The following is a 24338-nucleotide window of genomic DNA, read 5'->3' as shown; positions in this document are numbered from 1 at the left end:
ATGGCCAAGACCACCGTCGAGGTCCACCTGACGCCGCAAGACCTGGCGGCGCAGCTGCGCGCGGATGTGGCCGCCGGACTGTCTGCGGCACCGAAGACGTTGCCGCCCAAGTGGTTCTACGATGCCGTCGGCAGCGAGCTGTTCGAGCGCATCACCCAACTGCCGGAGTACTTCCCGACTCGCCTCGAGCGAGAGCTGCTGCGCCGGCACTCGGACGAGATCGCGGCGATCAGTGGCGCGGACACCCTCGTCGAGCTGGGCTCGGGCTCCTCAACCAAGACCAGGCTGCTGCTGACCGCGTTCGAGGCCTGCGGGCAGCTCAAGACCTATGTCCCCCAGGACGTGTCGGAGAGCGCGCTGCGCGCCGCCGCCCGGCTGCTCGAAACAGAGTTCCCCGACCTCACGGTGCGCGGCGTGGTCGGGGACTTCACCGGAACCCTGGCCGCGCTGCCCGCCGAGGGACGACGCCTGGTTGCCTTCCTCGGCGGCACCATCGGGAACTTCGACCCGGCGGAGCGCCGCGATTTCCTAGTTGGGCTCAGCGGGGCACTGACGGTGGGCGAGCACGTGCTGGTCGGAGTCGGGCTCGTGACCGACCCGGCAGCGCTCGTCGCGGCCTACGACGACGCGGCCGGAGTCACCGCCCAGTTCAACCGCAACGTACTGCGGGTGGTGAACCGAGAGCTGGGGGCGGACTTCACGCCGGACGCATTCGACCATGTGGCGCTGTGGGACTCGGCGAACTCATGGATCGAGATGCGCCTGCGTGCCCGCCGAGACATGATTGTGCGCGTCGACGAACTCGGGATGACGGTGCGGTTCGCGGCCGGCGAGGAGCTGCGCACGGAGATCTCGGCGAAGTTCGCGCTGGCGGACTTCGAGGCGGAGCTCGCCGCCGTCGGCCTGGAGCCGGCGCGAGGCTGGTGCGACCCCGGGCAACGCTTCGGCCTAGTGCTCGCGCGAAAGGCGGAGTGCTCGGCGGGCTGACCGCCATTTGGCCAGTCGCGTCAAACCCCTGCGCCAGGATCCCCTGTGTGAAATAGTGTGGCTGTAAATTGCGTTCTTCTGTCGAGTTGGTTTATCTGACCACCTCCGTCGAGCACACGACCGCGCCGTTCGGGGCGCTTTCCTCGTGGGGACAAAGGCCATTCGCTATGTGCGGGATATGGCATCCGAGGAGGCGCTCTCACAGGTGCGCTCGGGGCTGACACCGAGGATCAGGGTGACCTGCCGAAATATTGCGTTCAGTTTGCTGAGGATTGCGGGCGAGAGGGTATCGACGCCGAATTATGCCGCAATGCTAGACAACCCGATCATACCCTCGAGGTAGTCCTGACCTGCAAGGGATTGGCCATTTCGGGGCCCTGCACCACTGCCGGGTCGAATTAGACGATAGTTCCAATTATTGCAAATCGACTGCGGTGAGCCTACCGTCTCGGTTTATGAGAAAAATACTATTTGCAGGAATCGCGCTCAGCGCGGGCGTAATGTTGGCCGTACCGCAGATCGCGATGGCGGCACCCCCCGCCACCTATGACATTTCCGGGACATTCACCAATGACTGCGGCGGCGGTGGCGGAGCCTGGATTGAACTCAAAGACTCCACGAACACCCCCATTGATTCCCAATTTATCGATGGCGGGGACCCCTTCACCTTCACCGGCGTGGCAGACGGGGATTACACGGTCGTGCCGTACGCACCCGCCGGCTGCGGAGTGACGCCTTACCCGGGCGGCGCGCCCGTCACGGTTGACGGAGCGGACGCCACCGCCGACGTCGGCCTGGTATCGGTCTACTCGATCTGGGGAGTCGTCACCGGCTGTGAGGCAGGCGACGGCAATGGCGTCAACGGCGTTGCCGTCGCGGTCGACATCGACACCGCCGACTTGAAGTACCACGCTGAGACCCAGACCTCCGCGATCACCGAGGACGGCCAGTTCTTCTTCCAGTACCTGCCGGCCTTCGACGGCTACCAGGTCACGGTCACTCCGCCCGCGGGTTGCGTGATCGCGGTTCCGACCGTCGGCGTGAACCTGACTAATGCGGATGTCGACGACGTCGCATTCGCTCTCGAGACCGCGCCGAATACCGGCAGCCTCGCATCGCTCGACATGTTTGGTTCGCTCGGCTCGCTCGGTTTCCTTGGCTCGTCCGGAAGTACCGGCAGCTAACATCCTGATTCCATCGGACGCCCCTCTCGCCGTGACGGCGAGAGGGGCGTCCGCCTCTGGTGTCTAGCCGAGCAGACGCCCGCGCAACGCGTCGATGGTCGCGTCGGTCACGCCAAGTGCTTCGCGGGTGTAGCGGGCCATGTCGCCGTAGTCCGCGTCGACGGCGTCGAACGAGGCCTGCAGGTATGCCGTGGACTGCTCCATCACCGGACGGATCAGGTCCGCGTCGAGGCCCGCCGCGGCGATCTGCGCGAACAACTGCTCGTTGGACTCGCGGAGGTAATCGTTGGAGGACAGGTAGTCGGCCATAATCACGTCACGGTCGACGCCGAGGGCGGAAAGCAGGATCGCGGTCATCCAGCCGGTGCGGTCCTTGCCGGAATGGCAGTGGTAGAGCGCGGCGGCGTCGGCGTCGGCGTCGATGCTCGCCACCAGGTCAACGGCCTTGCCGAAGCCCTTGTGCGCCCGGGCTCCGCGGACGAACTGCTCATAGACGGCGGACATGATCTTCGCCCCGCCGCCGTCGCCGAGATTCGACTGCAGTGCCGCGGCCATCTCTGGCCCCGGCGCACTGCTCATGCCGCTCATGCCGCTCATGGCAGCCGAGCTGCCGCTCATGGCCCCCATCATCGCGCTTGAACCCGCGAAGTCGATGATCGCGATGTGCTCGGGCACGGTGCCCGCAGGCAGGTGGTCGGAGCCGGACTGGTCGACCTCGCTCTGGTCGCGAAAGTCGATGGCCACCGCGAGGTTCAACTCCGCCAGTCGCGCAACGTCGGTGTCGGTGAGGTTGCACAGCGAGTCGGTGCGGTACACCGCGCCCCAGCGCACGGTTCCGCCGTCCCCGGCGAAGCCGCCGATGTCGCGCGCGTTGGCCGCGCCCTCGAGGACGATGTGCCGGACGCCGGTCACGGCAGAATCGTTGGTCATGGGGGTCCTTCCAGTGGGCTGGTGGAACGATCGTCCAATTGACGCCAGCATTCCGCATGCTACGGGCGGGTTGGTGCGCATGGGGGTAATCCCCGCCACCGCATACGCCTAGATAGCGGTGATGCTGGTTACAGTCGGCGTCAGACGAAGGCGAGCACTCGGGCGGGTCCGCCGGAGCCGCCCTGGTGGCGCGGGGCGCCGACGATGACCAACGCGCCTGCTGCGGGCACGGCGTCGAGGTGGGCCAGCGCCTCCACCGCGTACAGTCCCGAGCCGAGCGCGGCGAGGTGCGCCCCAAAGTCTGTGGCGAGCCCGGCGTCCACGGACAGGGTGTCGGAGGCGATGGCGACCACGTCCCGTTGTTCTGCGAGGAACGCCGCCGCGGCGGGATCGAAGCCGGGCGTGCGCATGTACCCGTCAGCATCGATGTTGAGGAACTTGCCGGGCGCGGCCACTCGGCGGTGCCAGCCTGAGTTCATCGCGACCAGGCAGCGCGCTGGGAGCGGCCCGTGCGCGGCCTCCCACGCGAGGATGTCGGCGGTGGCGAGCATGGTGTCCGGGTCGACGGCGGCACGGTCCGCGATGTCGATCACGACGAGCGGAGCGACGAGATCCGCCGGCGCGATGGCGTCCACGGTCAACGCGCCGGCGCGCACGTGTGCGGGCGCGTCCACGTGGGTGCCCGAATGCTCGTGCAGCATCAGCTCATTGGCGTGGAAGTCGTCCTCGGAGCATCGGGAGACGGGGCGCATCTCGAACGGGCGGTCGCCCGGCCAGTGGGGGAACAGCGGGTTGAGGACGTGCGTCAGGTCGATGACCCGCCCCGCGGGCGGCCGCTGCCACGACGGGCGGTCGTCTGCCGGCACAGCGGGAGACGGGGTCCGCGGCTCGCGCCGGGCGATCTGCCGGTAGACGTGGGCGGTGACGCCGTCTCCACACATGGACTGGCCCCTCTCAGCCGTTGATCGTCAACTCTATGCCCGCGACCGCCTCGTCTTGGCTGAACGCGGCCTCGCCGCGATGGCTGAGCTGGACCAGGTACTCCGCCCGGTCACGCGGCACGTTGTGCACCGCTAGCGCGAACACGCAGACATCGGGGCCGCCGGCGAAGCTGCTGATGAGCTCACCCTTGCCCACCAGCTCATGTCTGCCGTCGGCGACGATCACCCGCAGGTTCGGCTGGATGTCCGCGAGCGGACCGGCTCCGGCGCAGGCGAAGCCCTCGGGCAGCGGACCCTCGGTGCTGGCGGCATTGATGCTGAGAGTGCCAGTGAGGGAGAACGTTTCGGGTCCGCGGAGCGTGAGGACGAGGACCGCTGTGACGGCGAGTGCGGCCAGGGCGCCGCCGGCGATGATCGCGGGCAGCCACCAGGCCGGGCGGCTCGGTGCGGGGCCTGGTTCCGGCGTTGGCTCTGCGGGCAGGCCTGGCTCGGGCGGAGTCGACACGGCGGGGCTACCTCCAGCGGGCTTGTCGGGGCGCCCAGGAAAAAGCGCCGAGGACCGCAAGTGCGGTCCTCGGCCATTGTCTACCCGGGCCAGCGTTTCTACGTCACTGAGTCTGTAGTCGGCGCGCCTTCTCCAACGCGGCGAGGGTGTGCAGCACCGTCGTGCGCTGACGCTCGAAATCCTTGATCCGCGCGCGTGCGGCCAGGCCGAGGTTCTCGGTGTCCGAGTGCTCGGCGAGCTGCGTCTCGATGGTGGTCAGCTTCTCCAGCAGGCCCGTGACCCGAGACTCGAGAGTGGCCAGGTCCACGTCCACCGCGCGCGAGGATCGGCCGGTGGCGCGGGGCACTGAACTTGTACTGCTGTCCGACTTTGTGGTGGTGGAGCGGGTCGCCCGGGGGGCGCGGGCCGAGACGGTGCCGGCAAGGCCAGCAGGGGCGCTCTGGGCGGTGTCTGCGGCCTCGCTGTCGACGAGCGCCTGCACTCGGCGGACGGCGGTATCCGTCTTGGCGTCCAGGGCCTTGCGGACCTGCTCGCGGGACGGCGGTTCCGCCATCTTGATCGAGTTCAGGAGGGCGCGTGAATCGCGAGCGCGCTGGCGGTGTTCACGCTCCTCCTCGTCGTCGGAGTCCAGTGAGCCGCCGATGGGGCGCAAACCGTACATGCCGATGAACTGGCGGGCTTCGTCAATCAACGTTTCGTGATGACGGCAAGTGGCGCAACGGGGTTCGTTCTTCGAGAGTGCGAGATCCTCGTTGTCGCCGCACCAGACGCAAAGTCCCGGGGACCAGCGTTGTGCGCGAGAGCGGTGGGGGGTGGAAGATGCTTGGTCAAGCGGCTGAGCGAGTGTCACGAGCGACCAGAGTAAGGGACGGGAAACAGTGGGTGAACACCGGCCCTCGCACCCAAATCGGGGGCCCGAAGTCCAGTCTCAAATCTGAGAGTCTGGTCACTCGGGAAGCTCCTGAAGAACCTGTGTCAACCATTCCACCAGGGGGCTCAATGTGCGCCAGGTATCCCGGACGTGGTCCACGGCTTCTGGTGTTTTCAGCCATTCTGGGGAGCCGAAGGACACCCCGGCTGTCAGCGAGCGATGGCGCAGCAGCTCGATCCGGGGATGGTCGGCGGCGTAGCCGCGGGGCTTGGTCTTGAGTCGATTACCGCTCACCTCGAGGCCGGCGGCACGCACGCGGGAGACGAGGGCTTCGAGCTCTGGGCCGCGCACGTCGTCGTCGATCGTGGCGCGCAACCGGGCGAGCTGGCTGGGGGAGGCGGCGTAGAAGCCGCCTGCGACCATCAGGCCCGACGCGTCGATCTGCGCGTAGTAGCCGGTGCCCGGCGCGGTCCCGACAAAGGCGCCCTGATGGGTCTTATAGGGCGTCTTATCCTTGCTGAATCGGACATCGCGATAGGGACGGAACAGCTTAGCCGCCCCAAACTCCTCCGCCAGGGCATCGGCCAGCGCGGCCATCGGCGGGCGCACCGAGGCGTCGTAGACGTGCTTGTGCGCGGACCAGAAAGACTTGCTGTTGTCCGCTTCCAGGTCTTCGTAGAAGTCCAGCGCTGCGAAAGGAATCCCAGTGAAGTGCACGGGGGAAGATGCGGCCATGAGGCGAGCGTAGCCGCGGCCCGTGGTGAGGCGGGACGCGGCTACGCGGTGACGACTGGAGCTAGTTGCTCACGCCGGGACGATCAGGCGATGCCGTTGAACAGCGACGTCACGGAGCCGTTCTCGAAGACCTCGCGGATGGTGCGGGCCAGCAGGGGCGCGATCGAGAGCACGGTCAGCGAGTCGAACATCTTGTCCGGGGTGATGGGCAGCGTGTCGGTGATGATGACCTCCTTGGCTCCGCAGTTAGCGAGGCGCTCGGGGGCCGGGTTGGAGAGCACGCCGTGGGTGGCGGCGATGATGACGTCGCCGGCACCCGCGTCCTTGAGCACACGGACGGCGCCGGCGATGGTGCCGCCGGTGTCGATCATGTCATCGATGAGGATGCAGGTGCGGCCCTCGACGTCGCCGACGACGCGGTTGGAGACGACCTGGTTGGGCACCAGCGGGTCGCGGGTCTTGTGGATGAAGGCCAGCGGGGCGCCGCCCAGGGTGTCCGCCCACTTCTCAGCGACGCGGACGCGGCCGGAGTCGGGGGAGACCACGGCGATGTTCTCCACGCCGTACTTCTCGCGGATGTACTCGGACAGCTGGCCCTGCGCGTGCATGTGGTCCACGGGGCCGTCGAAGAAGCCCTGGATCTGGTCGGTGTGCAGGTCGACGGTGATGATGCGGTCCGCGCCTGCCGTCTTGAGCAGGTCCGCGATCAAGCGCGCCGAGATCGGCTCGCGGCCCCGGTGCTTCTTGTCCTGGCGAGCGTAGGGGTAGAAGGGCAGGATCGCGGTGATGCGCTTGGCGGAACCGCGCTTGAGCGCGTCGATCATGATGAGCTGCTCCATGATCCACGTGTTCAACGGGGCGGGATGGCTCTGGAGGACGAAGGCGTCGCTGCCGCGCACCGACTCCTCGAAGCGGACGAAGATCTCACCGTTCGCGAAATCGCGCGCAGTCTGGGGTGTCACCTCCACACCCAGAAACTTGGCCACGTTCTGGGCCAGCTCGGGGTGCGCCCGGCCCGCGAACAGCATCAGATTCTTGTGGTTGTCTGATGAAAGTGCGCTCATGAGTTCTCGCCGTCCTCGTTGTCGTGCTCGTTTGCCATTTGCTCGTTTGCCTGGGCCAACCGGGCCGCGGCCGCCGACTTCGTGTCCGGCCACCGCTTTTCCACCCAGCCGTCGAGATTGCGTTGCGTGCCGCTGGTGATCGCGAGGGCGCCTGCGGGGACGTCCTTGCGAACGACGGTGCCGGCGGCCGTGTAGGCGCCGTCGCCGATGTTGAGGGGGGCCACGAACATGGTGTCCGAGCCCGCGCGGACGTACGAGCCGATCACCGTGTGGTGCTTGGACACGCCGTCGTAGTTGACGAAGACGCACGAGGCGCCGATGTTCGAGTGCTCGCCGATGGTCGCGTCGCCCACATAGGTCAGGTGCGGGACCTTCGAGCCGTGGCCGATGACCGCGTTCTTGGTCTCGACGAAAGCGCCGATCTTGCCCGCAGTGCCCAGCACCGTGCCCGGCCTGAGGTAGGCGAACGGGCCGACGGTGGCGTCGGCGCTGATCACCGCCTGGCTGCCGTGGGTGCGGATCACGCTCGCGCGCTCGCCGACCTGGACGTCGGTGAGCGTGGTATCCGGCCCGACGACGGCGTCCTCGGCGATGACGGTGGCACCATGCAGCTGCGTGCCCGGATGCAGGATCACGTCCCGCTCAAGGCGAACGTCCACGTCGATGATGGTGGTGGCCGGGTCGATGATGGTCACGCCCGCGCGCATCCACCCCTCGACGATCCGCTGGTTCAGCTCCGCGCCCAGCGCTGCGAGCTGCACCTTGTCGTTGGCGCCGGCGACCAGGTACGCGTCGTCGATGTGCTGTGCACGCACGTGCAGTCCCGCGTCGCGGGCGATCTTGACCGCATCGGTCAGGTACAGCTCGCCCTGCGCGTTGTCGACGGACAGCTCCGTGAGCGCCTTGCGCAGGAACACGGCGTCGAAGGCATAGACCCCGGAGTTGACCTCGGCGATCTGCTGCTCGGCGGCAGTTGCGTCGGCCTGCTCCACGATGGCGGCGACCTCGCCGGCGCCATCGCGCACGATGCGGCCGTAGCCGGTCGGGTCCGGCGCGGTGGTGGTCAGCACGGAGATTGCCGCGTGCGGAGGCAGCGCGTGCGCGGCGGCCAGGGCGCGCAGCGTGTCCGCGTCGAGCAGTGGCACGTCCGCGGCGGTGACGATCACGGTGCCGGTGAACGCGTCGGGCACGGCGCTCAGGCCGCATTCGACAGCGTGGCCGGTGCCGTTCTGCTCGGGCTGCAGCGGCGTCGCGAGGGGCAGTTTCAGATCCCCGGCGACCGCGGTGGCGGCGGCCGTGACGAGCTCGGCCTGATGACCGACGACAACCACCAGCTGCTCCGGCTCGATCGCCGCGGCGGCGTGCATGGCGTGGGCCAGCATCGATCGTCCAGCGATCGACTGCAGGACCTTCGGCGTCTTGGACTTCATCCGGGTGCCGGCGCCGGCCGCGAGGATGACTACTGCGAGCGCATCATCTGTCGATGAGGGCTGCTCAGGCATGAAGCTCCCTAGAGTTGCTGCGGGCGGGTAGTTGCGGGCACATGCTCGGGCCCTTGCGGGCACGGGTCGTCCCGGCGACAAGGGTAGATACTACGTCCCGTCGAGTGAAATCCTGGTGCTGGGTCGGAAACTCCCAGGTCGCCGATCCGCCATTCCCGGTCGGAGCGTCCAGCGGGCGGATCCGGGCACAGCGGCTAGTTGGCGACCTTGAGCCCGATCACACAGCCGATGATCCCCAGTAGGAACACGATCTTCCACACCGAGACGGACTCTGCGCCGGAGGCCATCGCGTAGATCACCGTCAGACTGGCGCCGATGGCCACCCACACGGCGTACGACGTACCGGTGGGAAGCTCGCGCATCGCATAGGCGAGGCCGGCCATGCTGACGATCAATGCGGAGAAGAAGGTGACCGTCGGCCAGAGTCGCGTGAAGCCCTCGGACCTGCCAAGTGCGGTCGCCCACACGGCTTCGAAGGCACCGGAGACGATAAGAATTAGCCAAGCCATGAGAACTCCTTGGAAGCCGTCTTGTCGCGTTCCGGGTACGGCCCCGCTCGTCCGGGAGTCAAGGAGAGACTCTATGAGCATCATCGCACGCCCGGCAGCGCTGGAGAAGCTGTGACCTGCCGAAATGGTTCGGCGGCGGAGAAAGACTCCAGGTAGGGTGCAAAACATGGGTCGAATTAGCGAGGCACTCAAGTCAATGAAGTCGTTCACGCCTAAGCGGAAGTCGGCGGCAAAGCAGGAGAAGCGTGCGCTGGACCGCTGGGAGAACGAGGGTGGACCGGTTTCTCCCGAGGAACCTGCATAGGAGGCTGGCAGCAGTTGCGCTGACGGGGTTTGAGTTCGCAGTTACGCTTCGGCAACTGCTCAAATCCAGGAGGCGATATGTGGATGTTTTTGGGAAGCCGGTCCGACGGTGGGTCATCATGTCGGTCCTCGTCCCGGTGGTCGCCGCCGGGCTATCGCTAGTCGGACGATTCCTACAGCGCCGTCTCGGCCATCCGACGCGCACGTCCCGATTCCTGCTCTGGGGCTCTCGGGTACTCGGCCGTAAGCAGGCTGATGCTGCGGCGGACGCGTCCACGGTCCAGCGCGAGGTCCGCTAGAACGGTGGAGATTGGCTCGCCCATGCGAGGTCAAGCCTGTATTTGCTCCCCCGCCAGGACTCGAACCTAGACAAGCGGCACCAAAAGCCGCTGTGCTGCCATTACACCACGGGGGATCATCACTGCAGGCGCGAAGTCACGCGCACGTCCTAGATATTGGCATGCCGGGCATGGCCGGGTCGAGTCGAGTCCCGTGCGGGCGCCGCCTAGGGTGGTCTGAAACACGTATCGGGGCCAGATCTGTCCACCTTGTCCAGCATCGGAGTCGAACCATGGCGCTTCCCCCACGTCCGGCCGCCGGCAGTCCTGCCGCAGTGCGCCGCGTCCGGATGACTGGCACGCAGCGGCGGGAGCAGCTGATCCAAATCAGCCGCGCGTTGTTCGCGGAGCGGGGCTACGAGGCGACGTCGATCGAGGAGATCGCCCAGCGCGCGCAGGTCTCCAAGCCCGTTGTCTACGAGCATTTCGGGGGCAAGGAGGGCCTTTACGCGGTGGTGGTGGACCGCGAGATGGCCAAGCTGAATAAGGCCATCACGTCGTCGCTGTCAACGAACCGGGCGCTGGCCCGCAATAGCTCGCGGCTGCGCCTGGAGCGGGTGACGCTGGCATTGCTGACGTATGTGGAGGAATCGACGGACGGCTTCCGGATCCTGGTGCGGGACTCGCCGGTGGCGGCGGCGGAGGGCACGTATTCGAGCCTGCTGAACGAGGCGATCGGCCAGGTCGAGTACCTGCTGGGGCATGACTTCGAGCGGCGCGGCTTCGACCCGGCCCTGGCCGCGCTGTACGCGCAGGCGCTGGTCGGCGTCGTGTCGACGTCAGCGACCTGGTGGCTGGACGTGCGCACGCCCGCCAAGGAGGAGATGGCCTCGCACTTGGTGAACCTGTGCTGGAACGGGCTGCTGCACCTGGACGCGGAGCCCACCTTGGATCCGCGCACACTCGAATTCGGCAGCACACTCAAGGTCCAGGGCGGAGAGGAAGAGGACGAGGACTAAACTCGTCGAAGCGTTCGTCCGCCCTGCTGGACACCCACCCGTTGGTCACCCAGGCACAGGTCGGCCGCGCTCGATTCGAGGAGTCCTCTCGTTGTCATCTGCAACAAACCCCCCTGCTGTGGCACTGATGCCCGTGATCGCCGAGGCGGCGCTCGCCGACAGCGCGCTACGCGGTGTCGCTGACAGGGCCGGCACTCCGGAGCTGACGATCGTCGCGCCCAACGCGTCGCGCTCGCTGGTCTCGACGGCGCTGGGCCAGCAGGCCCCGGTGCTGATCGTCACGGCCAGCGGCCGCGAGGCCGACGACCTGACGCGGGAGCTGCAGGAGTTCATCGGCGACGCGGCGGTGCAGTTCCCGTCTTGGGAGACGCTGCCGCATGAGCGCCTCAGTCCCAGCGCGGACACCGTCGGACGCCGCCTGCAGGTGCTGCGCAGGCTCGCGCGCCCAGACGACGCCGTCTACGGGCCCCCGCTTCAGGTGATCGTGTCGACGGTCCGCTCCCTGGTACAGCCCATGGCGGCGGGACTGGGCGAGGTGGAGCCCGTAGTGCTGCGGGTGGGCGAGGAGCACGAGTACGACGTGCTGATCACCCGGCTGGTCGAGCTGGCATATACCCGCGTGGACATGGTCGGCAAGCGCGGCGAGTTCGCCGTCCGCGGCGGCATCCTCGACATCTTCTCGCCGACGGCCGACCACCCCGCGCGCGTCGAGTTCTGGGGCGATGAGATCACCGAGCTGCGCGCGTTCTCGGTGGCAGACCAGCGCTCGCTCGGCGAAGTGGACCTGCCGGTGTTCATCGGCCCGCCGTGCCGCGAGCTGCTGCTGACGGAGCCGATCCGGATCCGCGCCGGCGAGCTCGCCGCGGCGCACCAGGAGGACGCGGCACTGGTCGAGATGCTGGACAAGCTCTCCGCCGGCATCCCCGTCGAGGGCATGGAGGCGCTGTTGCCGGCCCTGGCGGGGGAGCTGTCGATGCTCACGGAGGTGCTGCCGGCTGGCACCCACGTGCTGCTGTGCGACCCGGAGCGGGTGCGCACGCGCGCCACCGACCTGGTGCGGACCGGTCAGGAGTTCCTGGAGGCGTCGTGGAGCGCCGCGTCGACGGGCGCGGATTCGCCGATCGACCCCAAGGGCATGAACCTGTCCGCCTCCGCGTACCGGGCGCTGGACCAGGTCCGCACCTCGGCCCTTGAGCACGGCGTCCCGTGGTGGGGGATCACCCCGCTCGAGTCCGGCTCTGGAGAGGAACTGGTCCTCGCCGTCACCGCGGCGCCCACCGCGCGGGGCTCGGACGAGCAGATCTCGACGATCTTCGCGACGCTGCGCGCCCATGTGGGCACTGGCGGCCGGGCGGCCATCGTCGTGGGCGGCGCAGGCACCGCGCACCGGATCCTGGGCCGCCTCGCGGACGCCGACGTGCCGGCCGCTGTGATGGAGTCCCCGGCGGATCTTGTCCGGGGCCGGGTATCCGTGGTGCGCGGCGCGCTGCAGAGCGGCCTCGTCCTCCCCGACGCTGGGCTGGTGCTTGTCACGGAGGCGGACCTGACCGGCAACCGGGTCGCGGCCATCGGCGACGGCAGACGGATGCCCGCCAAACGTCGCAACCAGGTGGACCCCCTCGCGCTGACGGCGGGGGACATGGTGGTGCACGACAAGCACGGCATCGGCCGCTTCGTCGAGATGGTCGAGCGCGTGATCTCTGGCGCCCGGCGCGAGTACGTGGTGCTCGAGTACGCCGGCAAGCGGGGCCAGCCCGGGGACCGGCTGTTCGTCCCCATGGAGGCCCTAGACCAACTCTCGCGCTACGTCGGCGGCGAGCTGCCGAGCCTGAGCCGTCTCGGCGGCTCGGATTGGACGAACACCAAAACCAAGGCGCGCAAGGCCGTTCGCGAGATCGCCGGCGAGCTGGTGCAGCTCTACGCCAAGCGGCAGGCCGCCCCCGGCCACGCGTTCGCGCCCGACACCCCATGGCAGCGCGAGATGGAGGACTCGTTCGCGTTCACCGAGACGATGGACCAGATGACGGCCATCGACGAGGTCAAGGCCGACATGGAGAAGGCGGTCCCGATGGACCGCGTCGTGTGTGGCGACGTCGGCTATGGCAAGACCGAGATCGCGGTGCGCGCGGCGTTCAAGGCGGTGCAGGACGGCAAGCAGGTCGCGGTGCTCGTGCCGACGACGCTGCTGGCCCAGCAGCACCAGCAGACCTTCATGGACCGGATGGCGGGCTTCCCCGTCAACATCCAGGGCCTCTCGCGCTTCACCCATCCGAAGGAGTCCCGCGCGACGCTCGAGGGCATGGCCGACGGCGAGGTCGACATCGTCATCGGCACCCACCGGCTGCTGCAGACCGCGGTGCGCTGGAAGGACCTCGGCCTCGTGATCGTCGATGAGGAGCAGCGCTTCGGCGTCGAGCACAAGGAGCACATCAAGGCGCTGCGCACCCACGTCGACGTGCTCACCATGTCCGCCACGCCGATCCCGCGCACCCTGGAGATGAGCCTGGCCGGCATCCGCGAGATGTCCACCATCCTCACCCCGCCGGAGGAGCGGCACCCGATCCTGACGTATGTGGGCGCCTACGCCGACAAGCAGGTCGCGGCCGCACTGCGCCGCGAGCTGCTGCGCGACGGCCAGGTGTTCTACGTGCACAACCGCGTCAGCTCCATCGACAAGGCCGCCGCCAAGATCCGCGAACTGGTGCCCGAGGCTCGTGTTGTTGTGGCCCACGGCCAGATGGGCGAGGAGATGCTCGAGCAGACCGTGCAGGGCTTCTGGAACCGCGAGTTCGACGTGCTGGTGTGCACCACGATCATCGAGACCGGCCTGGACATCTCCAACGCCAACACGCTGATCGTCGAGCGCGCCGACACCCTCGGCCTCTCGCAGCTACACCAGCTGCGCGGGCGCGTCGGGCGCAGCCGCGATAGGGGCTACGCCTATTTCCTGTACCCGCCGGAGAAGCCGCTCACCGAGACGGCATACGACCGCCTGACGACCATCGCGCAGAACAACGAGCTGGGCGCCGGCATGGCCGTGGCGATGAAGGACCTGGAGCTGCGCGGCGCCGGCAACGTGCTCGGCGCGGAGCAGTCCGGCCACGTCGCCGGGGTCGGCTTCGACCTCTACATCCGCCTCGTCGGCGAGGCGGTGGAGGCCTACCGGGCCATCGCCGACGGCACCCCGATCACCGCGGACGACGAGGTCAAGGACGTGCACATCGACCTGCCCGTCGACGCGCACATCCCGCCCGACTACATCGGCGGGGACCGCCTGCGGCTCGAGGCCTACCGCAAGCTGGCGGCCGCCGCGGATGAGCCGGGCGTGCTCGCCGTCATCGATGAGCTGATCGACCGCTACGGCCCGCTGCCCGAGGAGGTGCTCCGGCTCGTCGCCGTCGCGCGCCTGCGGCTGCTGTGCCGCGAGCAGGGCGTCACTGATGTCACCGTCGCCGGCACCCAGGTCAAGGTCTCGCCGATGGCACTGCCGGACTCGAAGCAGATCCGGCTCAAGCGCATCTACCCGGGCGCGACGTACCGGGCCACGACGTCGGCGGTGCAGATCCCGATGCCGCGCACCGGCGGCATCGGCTCGGAGAGACTGCGTGATGTGGCGCTGCTGCAGTTCGTCGTCGACTTCCTACTGGCCCTCGACGGCAAGCCGGCCGGGATGATCAACCTGGCCGGCGGCGCCCCCGCAGAGGCGCGCTAGATGGCGCCGGGCGATCGGTTGGTGGGGGAGCGGCTGCTCGCTGCCGTCGCCGAGATGGACCGGCTCCGCGGCGGCAGCTGGGAGGTGGCGCAGACGCACGAGACCCTGCGGCCCTACCTCCTCGAGGAGGCGTACGAGCTGCTCGACGCGCTGGCCGGGGACGACCGGACGGAGCTGCGCTCGGAGCTCGGCGACCTCCTGCTGCAGGTGCTCTTCCACGCCCGCATCGCGGAGGAGGACTTGGATGACCCCTTCACCATCGACGACGTCGCCGACGCGCTCGTGGCCAAGCTGCGCTCTCGCGCGCCGCGCATCCTCGACGACGACGGCAACGTGATCGACGAGATCGAGCGTGAGCGGATGTGGCAGGAGCGCAAGGCGGCGGAGAAGCCGCGCGAGTCCTGCCTCGACGGGATCATCACGGCGGCGCCGGCCTTGGCCTTGGCCCAGAAGGTGCTCACGCGAGTGCGGGCGGCCGGATTCCCCGGGGAGTTGTTGCCGGGCGAGTTGCGCGTCGTGCAGCTGGGCTATCCAGAGGAGGGCGGCAGGGATGGCGACGCGGAGGACCGGCTGCGGGCCGCGGTGCTCGCGTTCATGGCGACCGTGCGCACGGCGGAGTCCATCGCGCACGAACTGGACGGCGGCGCCAGCTCCTGGCCCCGCCGCTGGCGCGCCGCGGATTAGGCATAGCAACCCTTATATGATGGCCGGGTGCTGAGCCCGTCGAGAGTTGCCCTAGTGAATATCGGAGCCGTGCCGTTGGCGACCGATCTCATCCGGCACGGCGACCGGTTGGCCATCATCGACGGCGCGCAGCGCTTGACCTATGCCGAGCTCGCGCAGCGTGTTGACGCCTTCGCCGCGCTCCTGGGGCCGCGCCGCACGCTGGTCCAGCTGACCGCCGGCAATAGCCTGGACTCGGTGATCGCCTACCTCGCGGCACTCTGCGCGGGGCACCCCGTCCTGATCGCGCCCGGCGACAACCCGTCTGCGGGCGATGCGGTGGCGCAGGCCTACCGGCCGGGGATCACCGTTGCTGGGGGCCGGATCACGCGACATGGCGGCCCTGCGCCGGACCTGCACCCCGACCTGGCGCTGCTGTTGAGCACCTCGGGCTCCACCGGATCGCCGAAGTTGGTGCGGCTGTCCGCGGCCAACGTCCAGGCCAACGCCGAGTCGATCGCCGAGTACCTGAACCTCGGCGCCGATGACCGCACCATCACCACCCTGCCGATGCACTATTGCTACGGACTCTCGGTGCTGCACAGCTATCTGCTGCGCGGGGCCACTGTCGTCTTGTCCGACCGCTCCGTGACCGACCCCGACTTCTGGCGGCTGGTCCGGGAGGAGCGGGTCACGGGCCTGGCCGGCGTGCCCTATACCTTCGACCTGTTCGAGCGGATCGGCTTCGCGGACCTGGACCTGCCGCACCTGCGCTACCTCACCCAAGCCGGCGGGCGGATGGCCCCGACCCGGGTGCAGAATTACGCGGCCCTCGGCCAGCGGCGCGGCTGGGACCTCTACGTGATGTATGGGCAGACCGAGGCCACCGCGCGCATGGCCTACCTGCCGCCAGAGCTCGCGATGGACGCGCCGGACGCGATCGGCAGGGCCATCCCCGGCGGGCGACTGCGCGTGGACCCGGTGCCGGACTCGGGGACGGATGCAGGCGCGGGCTCGGGGGCGGGTGAGCTCGTCTACACCGGCCCCAACGTGATGATGGGCTACGCGCTCACGCCCGCCGACCTGGCGCTCGGCGCGGAGCTGGCCGAGCTGCGCACCGGCGACCTCGCCACCTGCGGGGAGGACGGCCTGTTCCGAATTGTGGGGCGCCGCAGCAGGTTCGCCAAGATCTTCGGCCTGCGCATCGACCTGCAGCGGGTGGAGTCAGCACTGGGAGAAGGCCTGCCGCTCTCCTGCGTGGGCTCGGATGAGGGGCTGGCGGTCATCGTCGAGGCCCCGACGCCTCCCGCCCCCACTCCGCGAACCGAGCGAGATCAGCAGCTTCGATCCGCAGCCGCGGCGGCTGCCGGGCTGCCGGAATCGGTGGTGCGGGTGTTCGAGGTCGAGGCACTGCCGCGGACCTCCAGCGGCAAGCCCGACTACGCGGCGATGACCGCGTTCCTCGCCGCCAATCGCGCGGACGAGCAGGCTGTCGACAAGGTGGACCTGGCCGGGCTCAAGGAGCTCTACGCGTCGATGCTGGGCGTGCGCGAGGTGCGCGATACCGACTCCTTCGTGAGCCTGGGCGGCGACTCCCTGTCCTACGTGCGGATGTCGCTGCGGCTGGAGAAGTCGCTCGGCCGGCTGCCGCGGGACTGGCAGAATATTGCGCTGGGGGAGTTCGATCTTGCGGCCGGGGGCGGCCGGCGCTGGCTACGGACGATCGAGATGAGCGTCCTGCTGCGCGCGGTGGCGATCCTGCTGGTGATCAGCTCGCATGTGGGCGTCTTCGTGCTCTACGGCGGCGCGCACGTGTTGATGGCGGTGGCCGGGTTCAACTTCGCGCGGTTCCAGCTTGCCCGTTCCCGCACGGGGTCTCCCAGCCGGCCGTTGCTGGTCAGCGCCGCGCGCATCGCGGTGCCGGCGATCGCCTGGATCGGCGGGGCCGCCTGGGCCACGGGAAACTATGGCCTCGACAGCGTGCTGCTGGTGCGGCAGCTCTTCGGACCCGACTCGTACCACGGTGAGTGGTGGTTCAACTGGCAATACTGGTTCATCGAGTCCATCGTCTATCTCATGCTGGGACTCGCGGCGCTGTTCGCGTTCCGGCGCGTTGACGCCCTCGAGCGGACACATCCCCTGGTCCTGCCGTCGGCGCTGATGGCCGTCGGGCTGGTGCTCCGCATCCTGGTGGCCGCGCACAGCGAGGGGCCGGGGTACATGTTCCTGGCGCCGGCGGTGCTGTGGCTGTTCGCGCTGGGCTGGCTTATCGCCCGGTGCACGACGGTGCGCCATCGACTGGCGGTCACCATCGTCGCGGTCCTGGCGGTGCCGGGCTTCTTCGAGACCGCCGAGCGGGACACGGTGCTCCTCGGGGGCCTGCTGCTCCTGCTGTGGGTTCCGACGGTGCGGCTGCCGGGCCTGGTCAACCGGATCGCCGGGCTGCTGGCCGGCGCATCCCTGTACATCTACCTCACCCAGTTCCAGGTGTACCCCGAGATCCCGGGGCACACCTGGCTGGCGGTGGCGGCGTGTGTTGGCGTCGGGCTCGTCTACTGGCAGGTGGTGGAGCAGGCCGAGCGGGGCGTCAGGGCCCTACTGGCACGTCCCCGACGATCGAGATCCGGTCCATCACCCGTCGCTGCGGGAAGTAGTCGCTGACGGCGTAGTGCTGGCAGGAGCGGTTGTCCCAGAACGCGACCGTGTTCGGCTGCCACCGCAGACGCACCTGGAACTCCGGGCGCTGCACATGCCGGTACAGGATCGCGAGCAGCTCGTTGGACTCCTCCTCGGAGACGCCCAGGATCCGGGTGGTGAACACGGAATTCACAAACAGCACTTTGCGGCCGTTCTCGGGGAGCACGCGGACCACCGGATGCTGGACGGCCGGCAGGTTGGGGCGCAGGAGGTCGACGGCGTCCTTGGGCATGCCGTTGCCGAACGCGTGCAGCCAGTCATGCTCCGCGGTGAGGTGGTCGATGCGGGCTTTGACCGCGTCGGGCAGCGTCTCGTAGGCGGCCGCGGTGTCGCAGAAGAGGGTGTCCCCGCCGCGCTCGGGCAGCTCCACAGCGCGCAGCACCGCGCCGAACGACGGCGTCGCATGCCAGGTCACGTCGTTGTGCCAGGAGTTCTCCACGCCGGCGCTGTCTATGCCTTTTGCGAGGGTGGTCACGTCCGCCTCGGTCTGGCCGGGCTGGGTGTATTTGAAGAAGGGGTGCTGCTCGAGGTCGCCCCACAGCCGGGCGAACTCGCGGTGGGAGTCGCGGTCGATGTCCTGGTCGCGGAAGAACAGCACCTTCCACTCCAGCAATGCCCGGCGCAGCTCCGCGAGGGTCTCCTCGTCGAGGTCGCCCGAGAGGGTGAGCCCGCCGATCTCCGCGCCGATGGTCGTGCCCGCGGGGGTGACGGTGATCCGCTCATATGGCGCGGGATCCGGGCGGTGCGGGGAGATCATGGGGCCGTGGATGATCAGCGGGTCCGTCGGTGAAGTCCGGTAGATCGGCGTGGCGGGGACGAGGCTGGTCATCAGCGATTGCTCCTAGGGGTGGACTGTGGACCGGTGAGGATGTTCAGGCAGGCGTCGATCAGGCTCGCCGTGATGACGTCGGTGGGGAGGGTGTGCAGAGGCCGCGCCTCGGCGGCGGCGAGCGCGCCGATCACGTAGCCGGCGAGGCTGTCGACGCGCCACGACGCGACGTCGAATGGCAGCGCGGAGTACACCCGGAGTCGCTGCTGCACCTCCAGGAAACCGCGGGCGAGCAGGTGCGCCTGGATCAGATCGGCGAGTTCGGGATCCAGCATGGACTGGGCGAGGAACCGTCCATACGTGCTGTTCGGGTGCGAGAGGATCCGCTCGGCGAGCGGCACCACCAGTGCGGCCACGAGGTCGCGGGGGCCAGGCTGCGCCACGCGGTCCAGCATCTCTCGACGGCGCAGCTCCACGCCTGCCACGCGGTCCTCCAGGATTGCGGTGATGAGCCCGTCGCGGGAGCCGAAATGGTATTGCGCGGCCGACTTGTTGGACTGTCCCGCCGCGATCTGCACCTGGCGCAGGGTCAGTTCGGACAGGCCGCGCTCGGCCACGATCCGCTCGGCCGCGTCGATCATCGCGGCGCGGGCGGGGCTGGGCCTGGCAGTGGTCTCGGTCATAACGGCCACATTAAGGAACGTGACTTAGTCCGTCAATCGCGAGTCCAGTCACCGGCCCAGGAGAGCGCTGCCCCAGTAGTCGACCTCGCCCCGCATGCCGGGCGGGCACGCGAATGCCGAGCTGGACAGGTGTTGACCCCGGCGTTGTTGTCCGGGTGTGTCAGGGCCACATAGGAATTCGGGTGCATGGCGGGCGTGCCGTCGGACACGCGTTCCTGGTAGGCGAGGGCGTCCGAGTCCCACGTCTCGATGCTCATGGCGATCTTGCGGGCGACGAGGTAGCTGCCGCCCCGCATCCACTCCTGGTCCCCGGAGATGCTCGACGCACGGCCGAAGCCCTCCTGCATCCTGCGCATCGTCACGGCTCAGCGGCCCATGCGGGCGAAACTGCGTAATACGTGGACCGTGACCTGCGGGGTTTGGAGGGTGAGAATTAGCAGCGTGCCGACACGCGCCGGAGAGGGAGCGGTTCCTAGTCCGACAGCGTGGTCGAGCTTGTGCGATGCGGGACCGTGGGTGTCCCACGAGGGGACTCCCGGCGGCGCGACGGCGACGCCGACACTGGGCGCCGGGCCCGCTCCCGTGCGCAGAATCGAGGCAGCGTACTCGGGCTTTATGGACCTCAGATAATACTGATCAATATCACCTAATCGCGGCGGGAAGTTTGATCCTGGACGTCCGAATTCCCCTCGGTGGGTATGGAAATGTCCACCTTCTGGACGGTTGGGTCCTGGGCTTCCTGGAGAAATGATTTATTTGGATGGCCAACTGCCGGTGGTGTGGTTCACGGAGGTGAAAATCAAATTTGTATTGCATTTTATGTGAATTGCCGATGTGCGATCCAAGAATCTGCAACGGAGATTTTATAGTGGTCAAGTGTTCAACTAGGTGTCAGGTATGGCCCTGCCGGTTGGGCGCGCCCGCTCCTCGTGGGTGAAGTGCATGCGATGCTTGCCGTCACGCGAGGCTGTGACCTCAGCAGGTCGCGGGCTGGGCACCCGCCTTGTCGCGTAACCAGTGGTAGATAAGATATTGTGCGGGTCCACTGCGGCGTGTGCGGCCGCTGGGTAGGGGGTCGGAGGCGGTGCCTGGGCCCGCGTGCCGAGTGGCCTTCGGTGTCAGTGTCCCCTCATCCGCCGCCTGCGAATGCGGTTCTTCGGGTGGCAGGGGCCCGCTGAGGCCGGGGTGAGAGCGGATCTTTGCTGCTTGAAAATTTCATCATAGGGCATGGTATTGATTCATCCGGCACCGCATCATACTTTAGGCCGGACTTTGCCTGAAGAGTCTTTTCTCGTGAGGTGCATGTTATTGTTCTGTTTGGATTTGCAGCCCGGGGCGAAATTTATCGCTCTGGAAATCTGCTGGACAGTTGATATTTTTCGGTAATTTTCTCCAAACGGACGATCTGGATCCGTCTGAATGAACAGAAAGAGTTGTGATCTGAATGCGTGCATTCCGCACCCCGCTCCTCGCTGGCGTTGGCGCCGTGGCCCTGGCTGGCTCGCTGATCTTCCCCGGCATCGCCGGGGCTGCTGAGCCGATCGTCGAGCCAAATCGTTTCGAGATCGCCGCGACTGACAACGGTGACTGCACCGCCACGTTTGAGCTCACGGACCTGTCGGATGGGCGGTCGAACTGGCGCGCTGACTACCGAGTCGACGGCGAGGACGCCAACTTCAATATCAGCGCCCCGCGCCCCGCGTATCGCCCGGTGGTCGTTAGCAACCAGGCCATCGCCGACGCCATCGCAGGTAGGGCCAATCCCTACCCGGTTGCCGCCAACGAGGCCACCGTCGACCTGACCGAGTCCCGTATTGTTCCCACCGCAAACACGGACGAAGTTAAGACGCTGCCTGGCGTGGAGCGGAATGAGACTGGCACGCACGAGGTCGAGTTCGGCGTGTACCAGGGCGGGGTCCTGCATACGGATGACATCTACCAAAAAGTCGTAACGATCACCGTCACCGGCTGCCCGACCACCGAAGACGGCTCCGACAGCCCCGATAGCATCTTCGGAAGCTTGGGTGGCGGAAGCCTGGGAAACTTGCTTCCCGGCCTCGAGGGCTGATCTGACGCAAGTAGTGTGGCGCTCATATTTGCCCACCACACTTGAGTGGCACTGACGGATACTGGGTCCCAGCGCATTGCGCTGGGACCCAGTATTGCGTTCAGCAATCTGGTTGGCTGGCTGGGCTTTCGAACCAGTGGACCTAGTGCGCTGGTTCCTTCGGCCCGCGGTCACCAATGACGTGGCGACGGTCGCGGGTGCCAACCACGACATCGAGTTTTTCTGCATAGGGGCCGCGTTGACAGATTCGCGCGTCGTCCGGCAGACGCCAGTGGCAATGTGAGATGTTCGACGGTTTCGTGTCGGGTCGGGCCCACCCTTCTACTAGGCGAGCAGCTCGCTGCCCCAGTAGTCGCCCCCGCCGCGCACGCCGGGCGGGCATGCGAACACCGAGCTGGACAGGTGCTTGATGTACTCATTGAGGTTGTCGCGGCGCCCGAGCTGGCGCTGCAGTGCCGCGAACTGCGTGTGCGGGTCGCGCTGATAGGCGATGAAGAACAGTCCGGCGTCGAGGTGGCCGGTGGCCGGGTTGATCCCGCCGGTATAATTATAGGACCGCCGCAGCAGCTTGACCCCGGCATTATTGTCCGGGTGGGCGAGGGCCACATGGGAATTCGGATCGATGGCGGGCGTGCCGTCGGGTCCGGGCGCAGTCAGCGAGATCTCGTCGAACTCGCCCGTGTGCCCCAGCGGCGCGCCGGATCCCTTCACCCGGCCGAACACGCGCTCTTGGTCGGCGATGGCGTCCGAGTCCCAGGTCTCGATGCTCATGGCGATCTTGCGGGTGACCAGATAGCTGCCGCCCTGCATCCACGGCTGGTCGGCGGAATCGTCGACCCACACCCAGTCGCGGAACTCGTCGTCGGTCTTGGTGTTGTTCGTCCCGTCCTTGAAGCCGAACAGATTGCGCGGGGTCTTCTGGTCTGCGGAGGTGCTCGACGCGCGGCCGAAGCCCTCCTGCATCCAGCGCGTCGTCACGGTCCCGCGGCCCATGCGGGCGAAATTGCGCAGCACGTGGAACGCGACCTGCGGGTCGGAGGCGCAAGCCTGCACGCACAGGTCGCCGCCGCTGATCGCCGGATCTAGGACGGTGTCCCCGGGTAGAGGGGGCAGGGGCGCGAGCGCGTCGGGCAGGTGGTCGGCGAGGCCGAATCGCCCGTCGAAAAGGGAGGCCCCGAAACCGACGGTGATCGTCAGGCCGCCGGGCCCGAGGCCGACGGCCTCGCCGGTGTCCACGGGCGGACTGCCCGGCGCGGCCTCGGTGGGCCCCACCGGCAGCCCGCGCGTCATGAGCGCGGCCGCGGCGCTCCACCGGGACAACAACTCCCGCAGTTGGGCCTTGTCGGCGCCCGCGACGTCGAAGGCGCCGAACATCATGCGCTGCTGGGCCGGCGTGGTGATGCCCGCTTGGCGGTCGCCGTGGAAGGCAGTGACAGCGGCGCTCTCGTCGGCCGACCCGTTCGAGCTCAGGGATGCCCCGGCCGCCGCGCCGACGGCTAGACCGGCGCCGGTCAGCCCGAGACCGCCGAGGAAGCCCCGACGGCTGACGCCGCGGCCCTGGCTAGCGGGGCCCTGGCTGCTGGGGGCCTGGGATCTGGGGCCTCCACTCATCGGGCCGCCGCGACCTGGCCAGCCCCGTCCGCGAGAGGCTCCTTGGTGGCGGTGACAGCGTCCGCGAGCTCACGCTGGTCGGCAGTGGACAGCTCGGGGAACAGGATGAAGCCGCCGACGGTGCCGGGGCTGCGATGCTTGTCCAACGCGGCGTGCAGCGCGGCGAACCGCTCGGAGATGGTCGCGGCGAGTTCCGGGTCGATCATCACCAGGGCCGGGGCGATGGTGGCGTACGCGGCCTCCGAGCCCTCGACGTTGGCCTGCATATCCAGCAGGTCGATGCGCGAGTAGCGCTCCTCCTCGCCCTGCACCTTCGTCTGCGAGACCTCGTTCAGCAGTTCGCCGGCGCCCATGGCGATGTCGTCGGACTCATACTCGAGATTGGCGACTAGCGCGCTGAGCTTCGCCACGTCCTCCTGCAGGCCTGTGGCGAGCGGCGCAAGGCCAGCCACGGACTGCGCCTCGAACAGGCCCTTCTCAATGGGGTGGAAGCCCGTCCAATCGGCGGCGTCCACATCCCCGTCGCGCGCGTCGATCGCCTCGTCGAGGCTGTCCTCGCCGTCGGTGAAGGACTCCGCGACCGGCTCGATGCGCTCCCACGGGATGCGCGCGTCGGCATAGGCCTGCTGCGCGGCGGCCACATCGCCGGCGGCAATGGCTGCGGCGAGCGCGTCGACGCCGGTGGTCAGCTCGGCGACCTGGACGCGGATGTACTCCGCGTACGCATTCTCGCCGGTGGTGAGCACCGCCGCGAACGCCGCGGGATCGGCCACCGCCGCTGTGCTGGTCGCGGCGCTCTTGGAGGTCCCCGTGGCCGTTGTGGTGTCCGCGGAGCTGCAGGCGACGGTGGCCGCCAGCACCGCGAAGGCTCCGATAGTGCCCGCGGCGACGCGGAATGTGGTCACGGACAGCGTGCGCGTGCGGTTCATGCGGGCTCCTTGAGGTGCCGATGGTAAGGCAAGGCTTGGCTCTGAGCATAAAAGTTAACAGTGTGCCGCCGCGAGTCGGCGATGGGGTGGCGGCAAGGCCTGGCCGTTGGCGACGCGAAGGGGAGTTACGTCCCGATTGTGGGCCCGTGACGCCGGTGTGGCCAATGTCATAGGCGTATGTCGGAGGTGGGTCTTGGACGTTCGAATGTCTTTCAATCGTATTCGAATATTGCCCCTTTGGGTGGCTGACGGTTCGTCTTTTCGTGAAAGTTATTCACTTAGATAACTAATTAGGGGGGCATTGGTGTAGGTTGCGGAGAGAAGTCGTAGCGGCCCTAGTCGCAGATGATTGTATGGGTGGTTGGCCGCTTTCAGGTT

At 67.9% G+C, this 24338-nt stretch carries 21 protein-coding genes, 1 tRNA gene and 1 riboswitch; of the genes, 8 read left to right on the top strand and 14 right to left on the bottom strand.

The genetic code is table 11. The features are described 5' to 3' along the window. Entirely contained in the window at positions 1-987 is a 987-nt protein-coding gene (egtD, locus tag TBIF_RS09235; protein ID WP_024794530.1) for an L-histidine N(alpha)-methyltransferase, read from the top strand. A gap of 455 nt (positions 988-1442) precedes the next feature. Beyond that, on the top strand, positions 1443-2171 hold the full coding sequence (locus tag TBIF_RS09230) for a hypothetical protein (protein WP_148302218.1): 729 nt from the start codon (positions 1443-1445) through the stop codon (positions 2169-2171). Positions 2172-2234: 63 nt separating this feature from the next. Here TBIF_RS09230 and TBIF_RS09225 read toward each other — a convergent pair whose 3' ends face one another. The 8 genes from TBIF_RS09225 to TBIF_RS09190 form a co-directional block, all read right to left on the bottom strand. After that, positions 2235-3101, bottom strand: coding sequence for a tyrosine-protein phosphatase (locus TBIF_RS09225; RefSeq protein ID WP_024794528.1), 867 nt, complete (start codon positions 3099-3101; stop codon positions 2235-2237). Between the two features lie 140 nt (positions 3102-3241). Next, positions 3242-4042: a cyclase family protein gene (locus TBIF_RS09220; RefSeq protein WP_024794527.1), complete on the bottom strand. Its 801-nt coding sequence runs from the start codon at positions 4040-4042 to the stop codon at positions 3242-3244. Between the two features lie 13 nt (positions 4043-4055). Further along, the gene (locus TBIF_RS09215; RefSeq protein ID WP_024794526.1) at positions 4056-4547 is read right to left on the bottom strand and encodes a hypothetical protein; all 492 of its coding nucleotides are present in this window, start codon (positions 4545-4547) and stop codon (positions 4056-4058) included. A 103-nt stretch (positions 4548-4650) separates the two neighbouring features. Next, complete coding sequence (locus TBIF_RS09210) at positions 4651-5238, bottom strand: hypothetical protein (protein ID WP_051461447.1); 588 nt, start codon at positions 5236-5238, stop codon at positions 4651-4653. Positions 5239-5493: 255 nt separating this feature from the next. Further along, the gene (locus TBIF_RS09205) at positions 5494-6153 is read right to left on the bottom strand and encodes a DUF2461 domain-containing protein (protein WP_038170532.1); all 660 of its coding nucleotides are present in this window, start codon (positions 6151-6153) and stop codon (positions 5494-5496) included. 83 nt (positions 6154-6236) lie between these two features. Continuing rightward, on the bottom strand, positions 6237-7217 hold the full coding sequence (locus tag TBIF_RS09200; protein ID WP_024794523.1) for a ribose-phosphate diphosphokinase: 981 nt from the start codon (positions 7215-7217) through the stop codon (positions 6237-6239). Further along, complete coding sequence (gene glmU, locus TBIF_RS09195; RefSeq protein ID WP_024794522.1) at positions 7214-8719, bottom strand: bifunctional UDP-N-acetylglucosamine diphosphorylase/glucosamine-1-phosphate N-acetyltransferase GlmU; 1506 nt, start codon at positions 8717-8719, stop codon at positions 7214-7216. The genes TBIF_RS09200 and glmU overlap by 4 nt, the downstream gene beginning before the upstream one ends. 194 nt (positions 8720-8913) lie before the next feature. Beyond that, positions 8914-9228, bottom strand: coding sequence for a DMT family transporter (locus TBIF_RS09190; RefSeq protein ID WP_024794521.1), 315 nt, complete (start codon positions 9226-9228; stop codon positions 8914-8916). Between the two features lie 10 nt (positions 9229-9238). Beyond that, positions 9239-9303: riboswitch (guanidine-III (ykkC-III) riboswitch) on the bottom strand. Between the two features lie 308 nt (positions 9304-9611). Between TBIF_RS09190 and TBIF_RS09185 the strand changes: the two genes are divergently transcribed. Then, entirely contained in the window at positions 9612-9830 is a 219-nt protein-coding gene (locus TBIF_RS09185) for a hypothetical protein (protein WP_148302217.1), read from the top strand. A 45-nt stretch (positions 9831-9875) separates the two neighbouring features. On the opposite strand, the gene TBIF_RS09180 is transcribed toward TBIF_RS09185, so the two are convergent. Beyond that, positions 9876-9946: transfer RNA gene (locus TBIF_RS09180), tRNA-Gln, on the bottom strand. A gap of 156 nt (positions 9947-10102) precedes the next feature. Here TBIF_RS09180 and TBIF_RS09175 point away from each other — a divergent pair. The 4 genes from TBIF_RS09175 to TBIF_RS09160 all read left to right on the top strand — a co-directional run bounded on the left by TBIF_RS09175 (position 10103) and on the right by TBIF_RS09160 (position 17864). After that, positions 10103-10828, top strand: coding sequence for a TetR/AcrR family transcriptional regulator (locus TBIF_RS09175; RefSeq protein WP_051461446.1), 726 nt, complete (start codon positions 10103-10105; stop codon positions 10826-10828). Between the two features lie 127 nt (positions 10829-10955). Continuing rightward, positions 10956-14540, top strand: a complete 3585-nt coding sequence (gene mfd / locus TBIF_RS23310; RefSeq protein WP_038170592.1) for a transcription-repair coupling factor — start codon at positions 10956-10958, stop codon at positions 14538-14540. Then, the gene (locus TBIF_RS23305; RefSeq protein WP_051461445.1) at positions 14541-15224 is read left to right on the top strand and encodes a nucleoside triphosphate pyrophosphohydrolase; all 684 of its coding nucleotides are present in this window, start codon (positions 14541-14543) and stop codon (positions 15222-15224) included. Between the two features lie 54 nt (positions 15225-15278). Next, positions 15279-17864, top strand: a complete 2586-nt coding sequence (locus tag TBIF_RS09160; RefSeq protein ID WP_051461444.1) for an AMP-binding protein — start codon at positions 15279-15281, stop codon at positions 17862-17864. On the opposite strand, the gene TBIF_RS09155 is transcribed toward TBIF_RS09160, so the two are convergent. Genes TBIF_RS09155 through TBIF_RS09145 form a run of 3 tightly spaced genes read right to left on the bottom strand, consistent with a single transcriptional unit; the run spans position 17791 to position 19708 of the window. Next, a complete protein-coding gene (locus TBIF_RS09155; RefSeq protein ID WP_024794517.1) occupies positions 17791-18729 on the bottom strand; it encodes a TauD/TfdA dioxygenase family protein in 939 nt (312 codons plus the stop codon). The genes TBIF_RS09160 and TBIF_RS09155 overlap by 74 nt on opposite strands. Continuing rightward, on the bottom strand, positions 18729-19352 hold the full coding sequence (locus TBIF_RS09150; protein ID WP_051461443.1) for a TetR/AcrR family transcriptional regulator: 624 nt from the start codon (positions 19350-19352) through the stop codon (positions 18729-18731). The genes TBIF_RS09155 and TBIF_RS09150 overlap by 1 nt, the downstream gene beginning before the upstream one ends. 32 nt (positions 19353-19384) lie before the next feature. After that, positions 19385-19708, bottom strand: a complete 324-nt coding sequence (locus TBIF_RS09145) for a Dyp-type peroxidase (protein WP_235174610.1) — start codon at positions 19706-19708, stop codon at positions 19385-19387. Positions 19709-20796: 1088 nt separating this feature from the next. On the opposite strand from TBIF_RS09145, the gene TBIF_RS09140 reads away from it, so the two are divergent. Further along, on the top strand, positions 20797-21420 hold the full coding sequence (locus tag TBIF_RS09140) for a hypothetical protein (RefSeq protein ID WP_024794514.1): 624 nt from the start codon (positions 20797-20799) through the stop codon (positions 21418-21420). A gap of 324 nt (positions 21421-21744) precedes the next feature. Here the strand turns inward: TBIF_RS09140 and efeB are convergent, their stop codons facing one another. After that, positions 21745-23031 (bottom strand): iron uptake transporter deferrochelatase/peroxidase subunit, encoded by a 1287-nt coding sequence (gene efeB / locus TBIF_RS09130; RefSeq protein WP_024794513.1) that lies wholly within the window; start codon positions 23029-23031, stop codon positions 21745-21747. Then, positions 23028-23960 (bottom strand): EfeM/EfeO family lipoprotein, encoded by a 933-nt coding sequence (locus TBIF_RS09125; RefSeq protein WP_024794512.1) that lies wholly within the window; start codon positions 23958-23960, stop codon positions 23028-23030. The genes efeB and TBIF_RS09125 overlap by 4 nt, the downstream gene beginning before the upstream one ends. Positions 23961-24338 lie beyond the last annotated feature (378 nt).

This window comes from Tomitella biformata AHU 1821 (genome assembly GCF_000524475.1).
Lineage (GTDB): Bacteria > Actinomycetota > Actinomycetes > Mycobacteriales > Mycobacteriaceae > Tomitella > Tomitella biformata.
The sequence above is the reverse complement of the archived record's forward strand: the minus strand, read 5'-3'. Positions and strand labels throughout refer to the sequence as shown.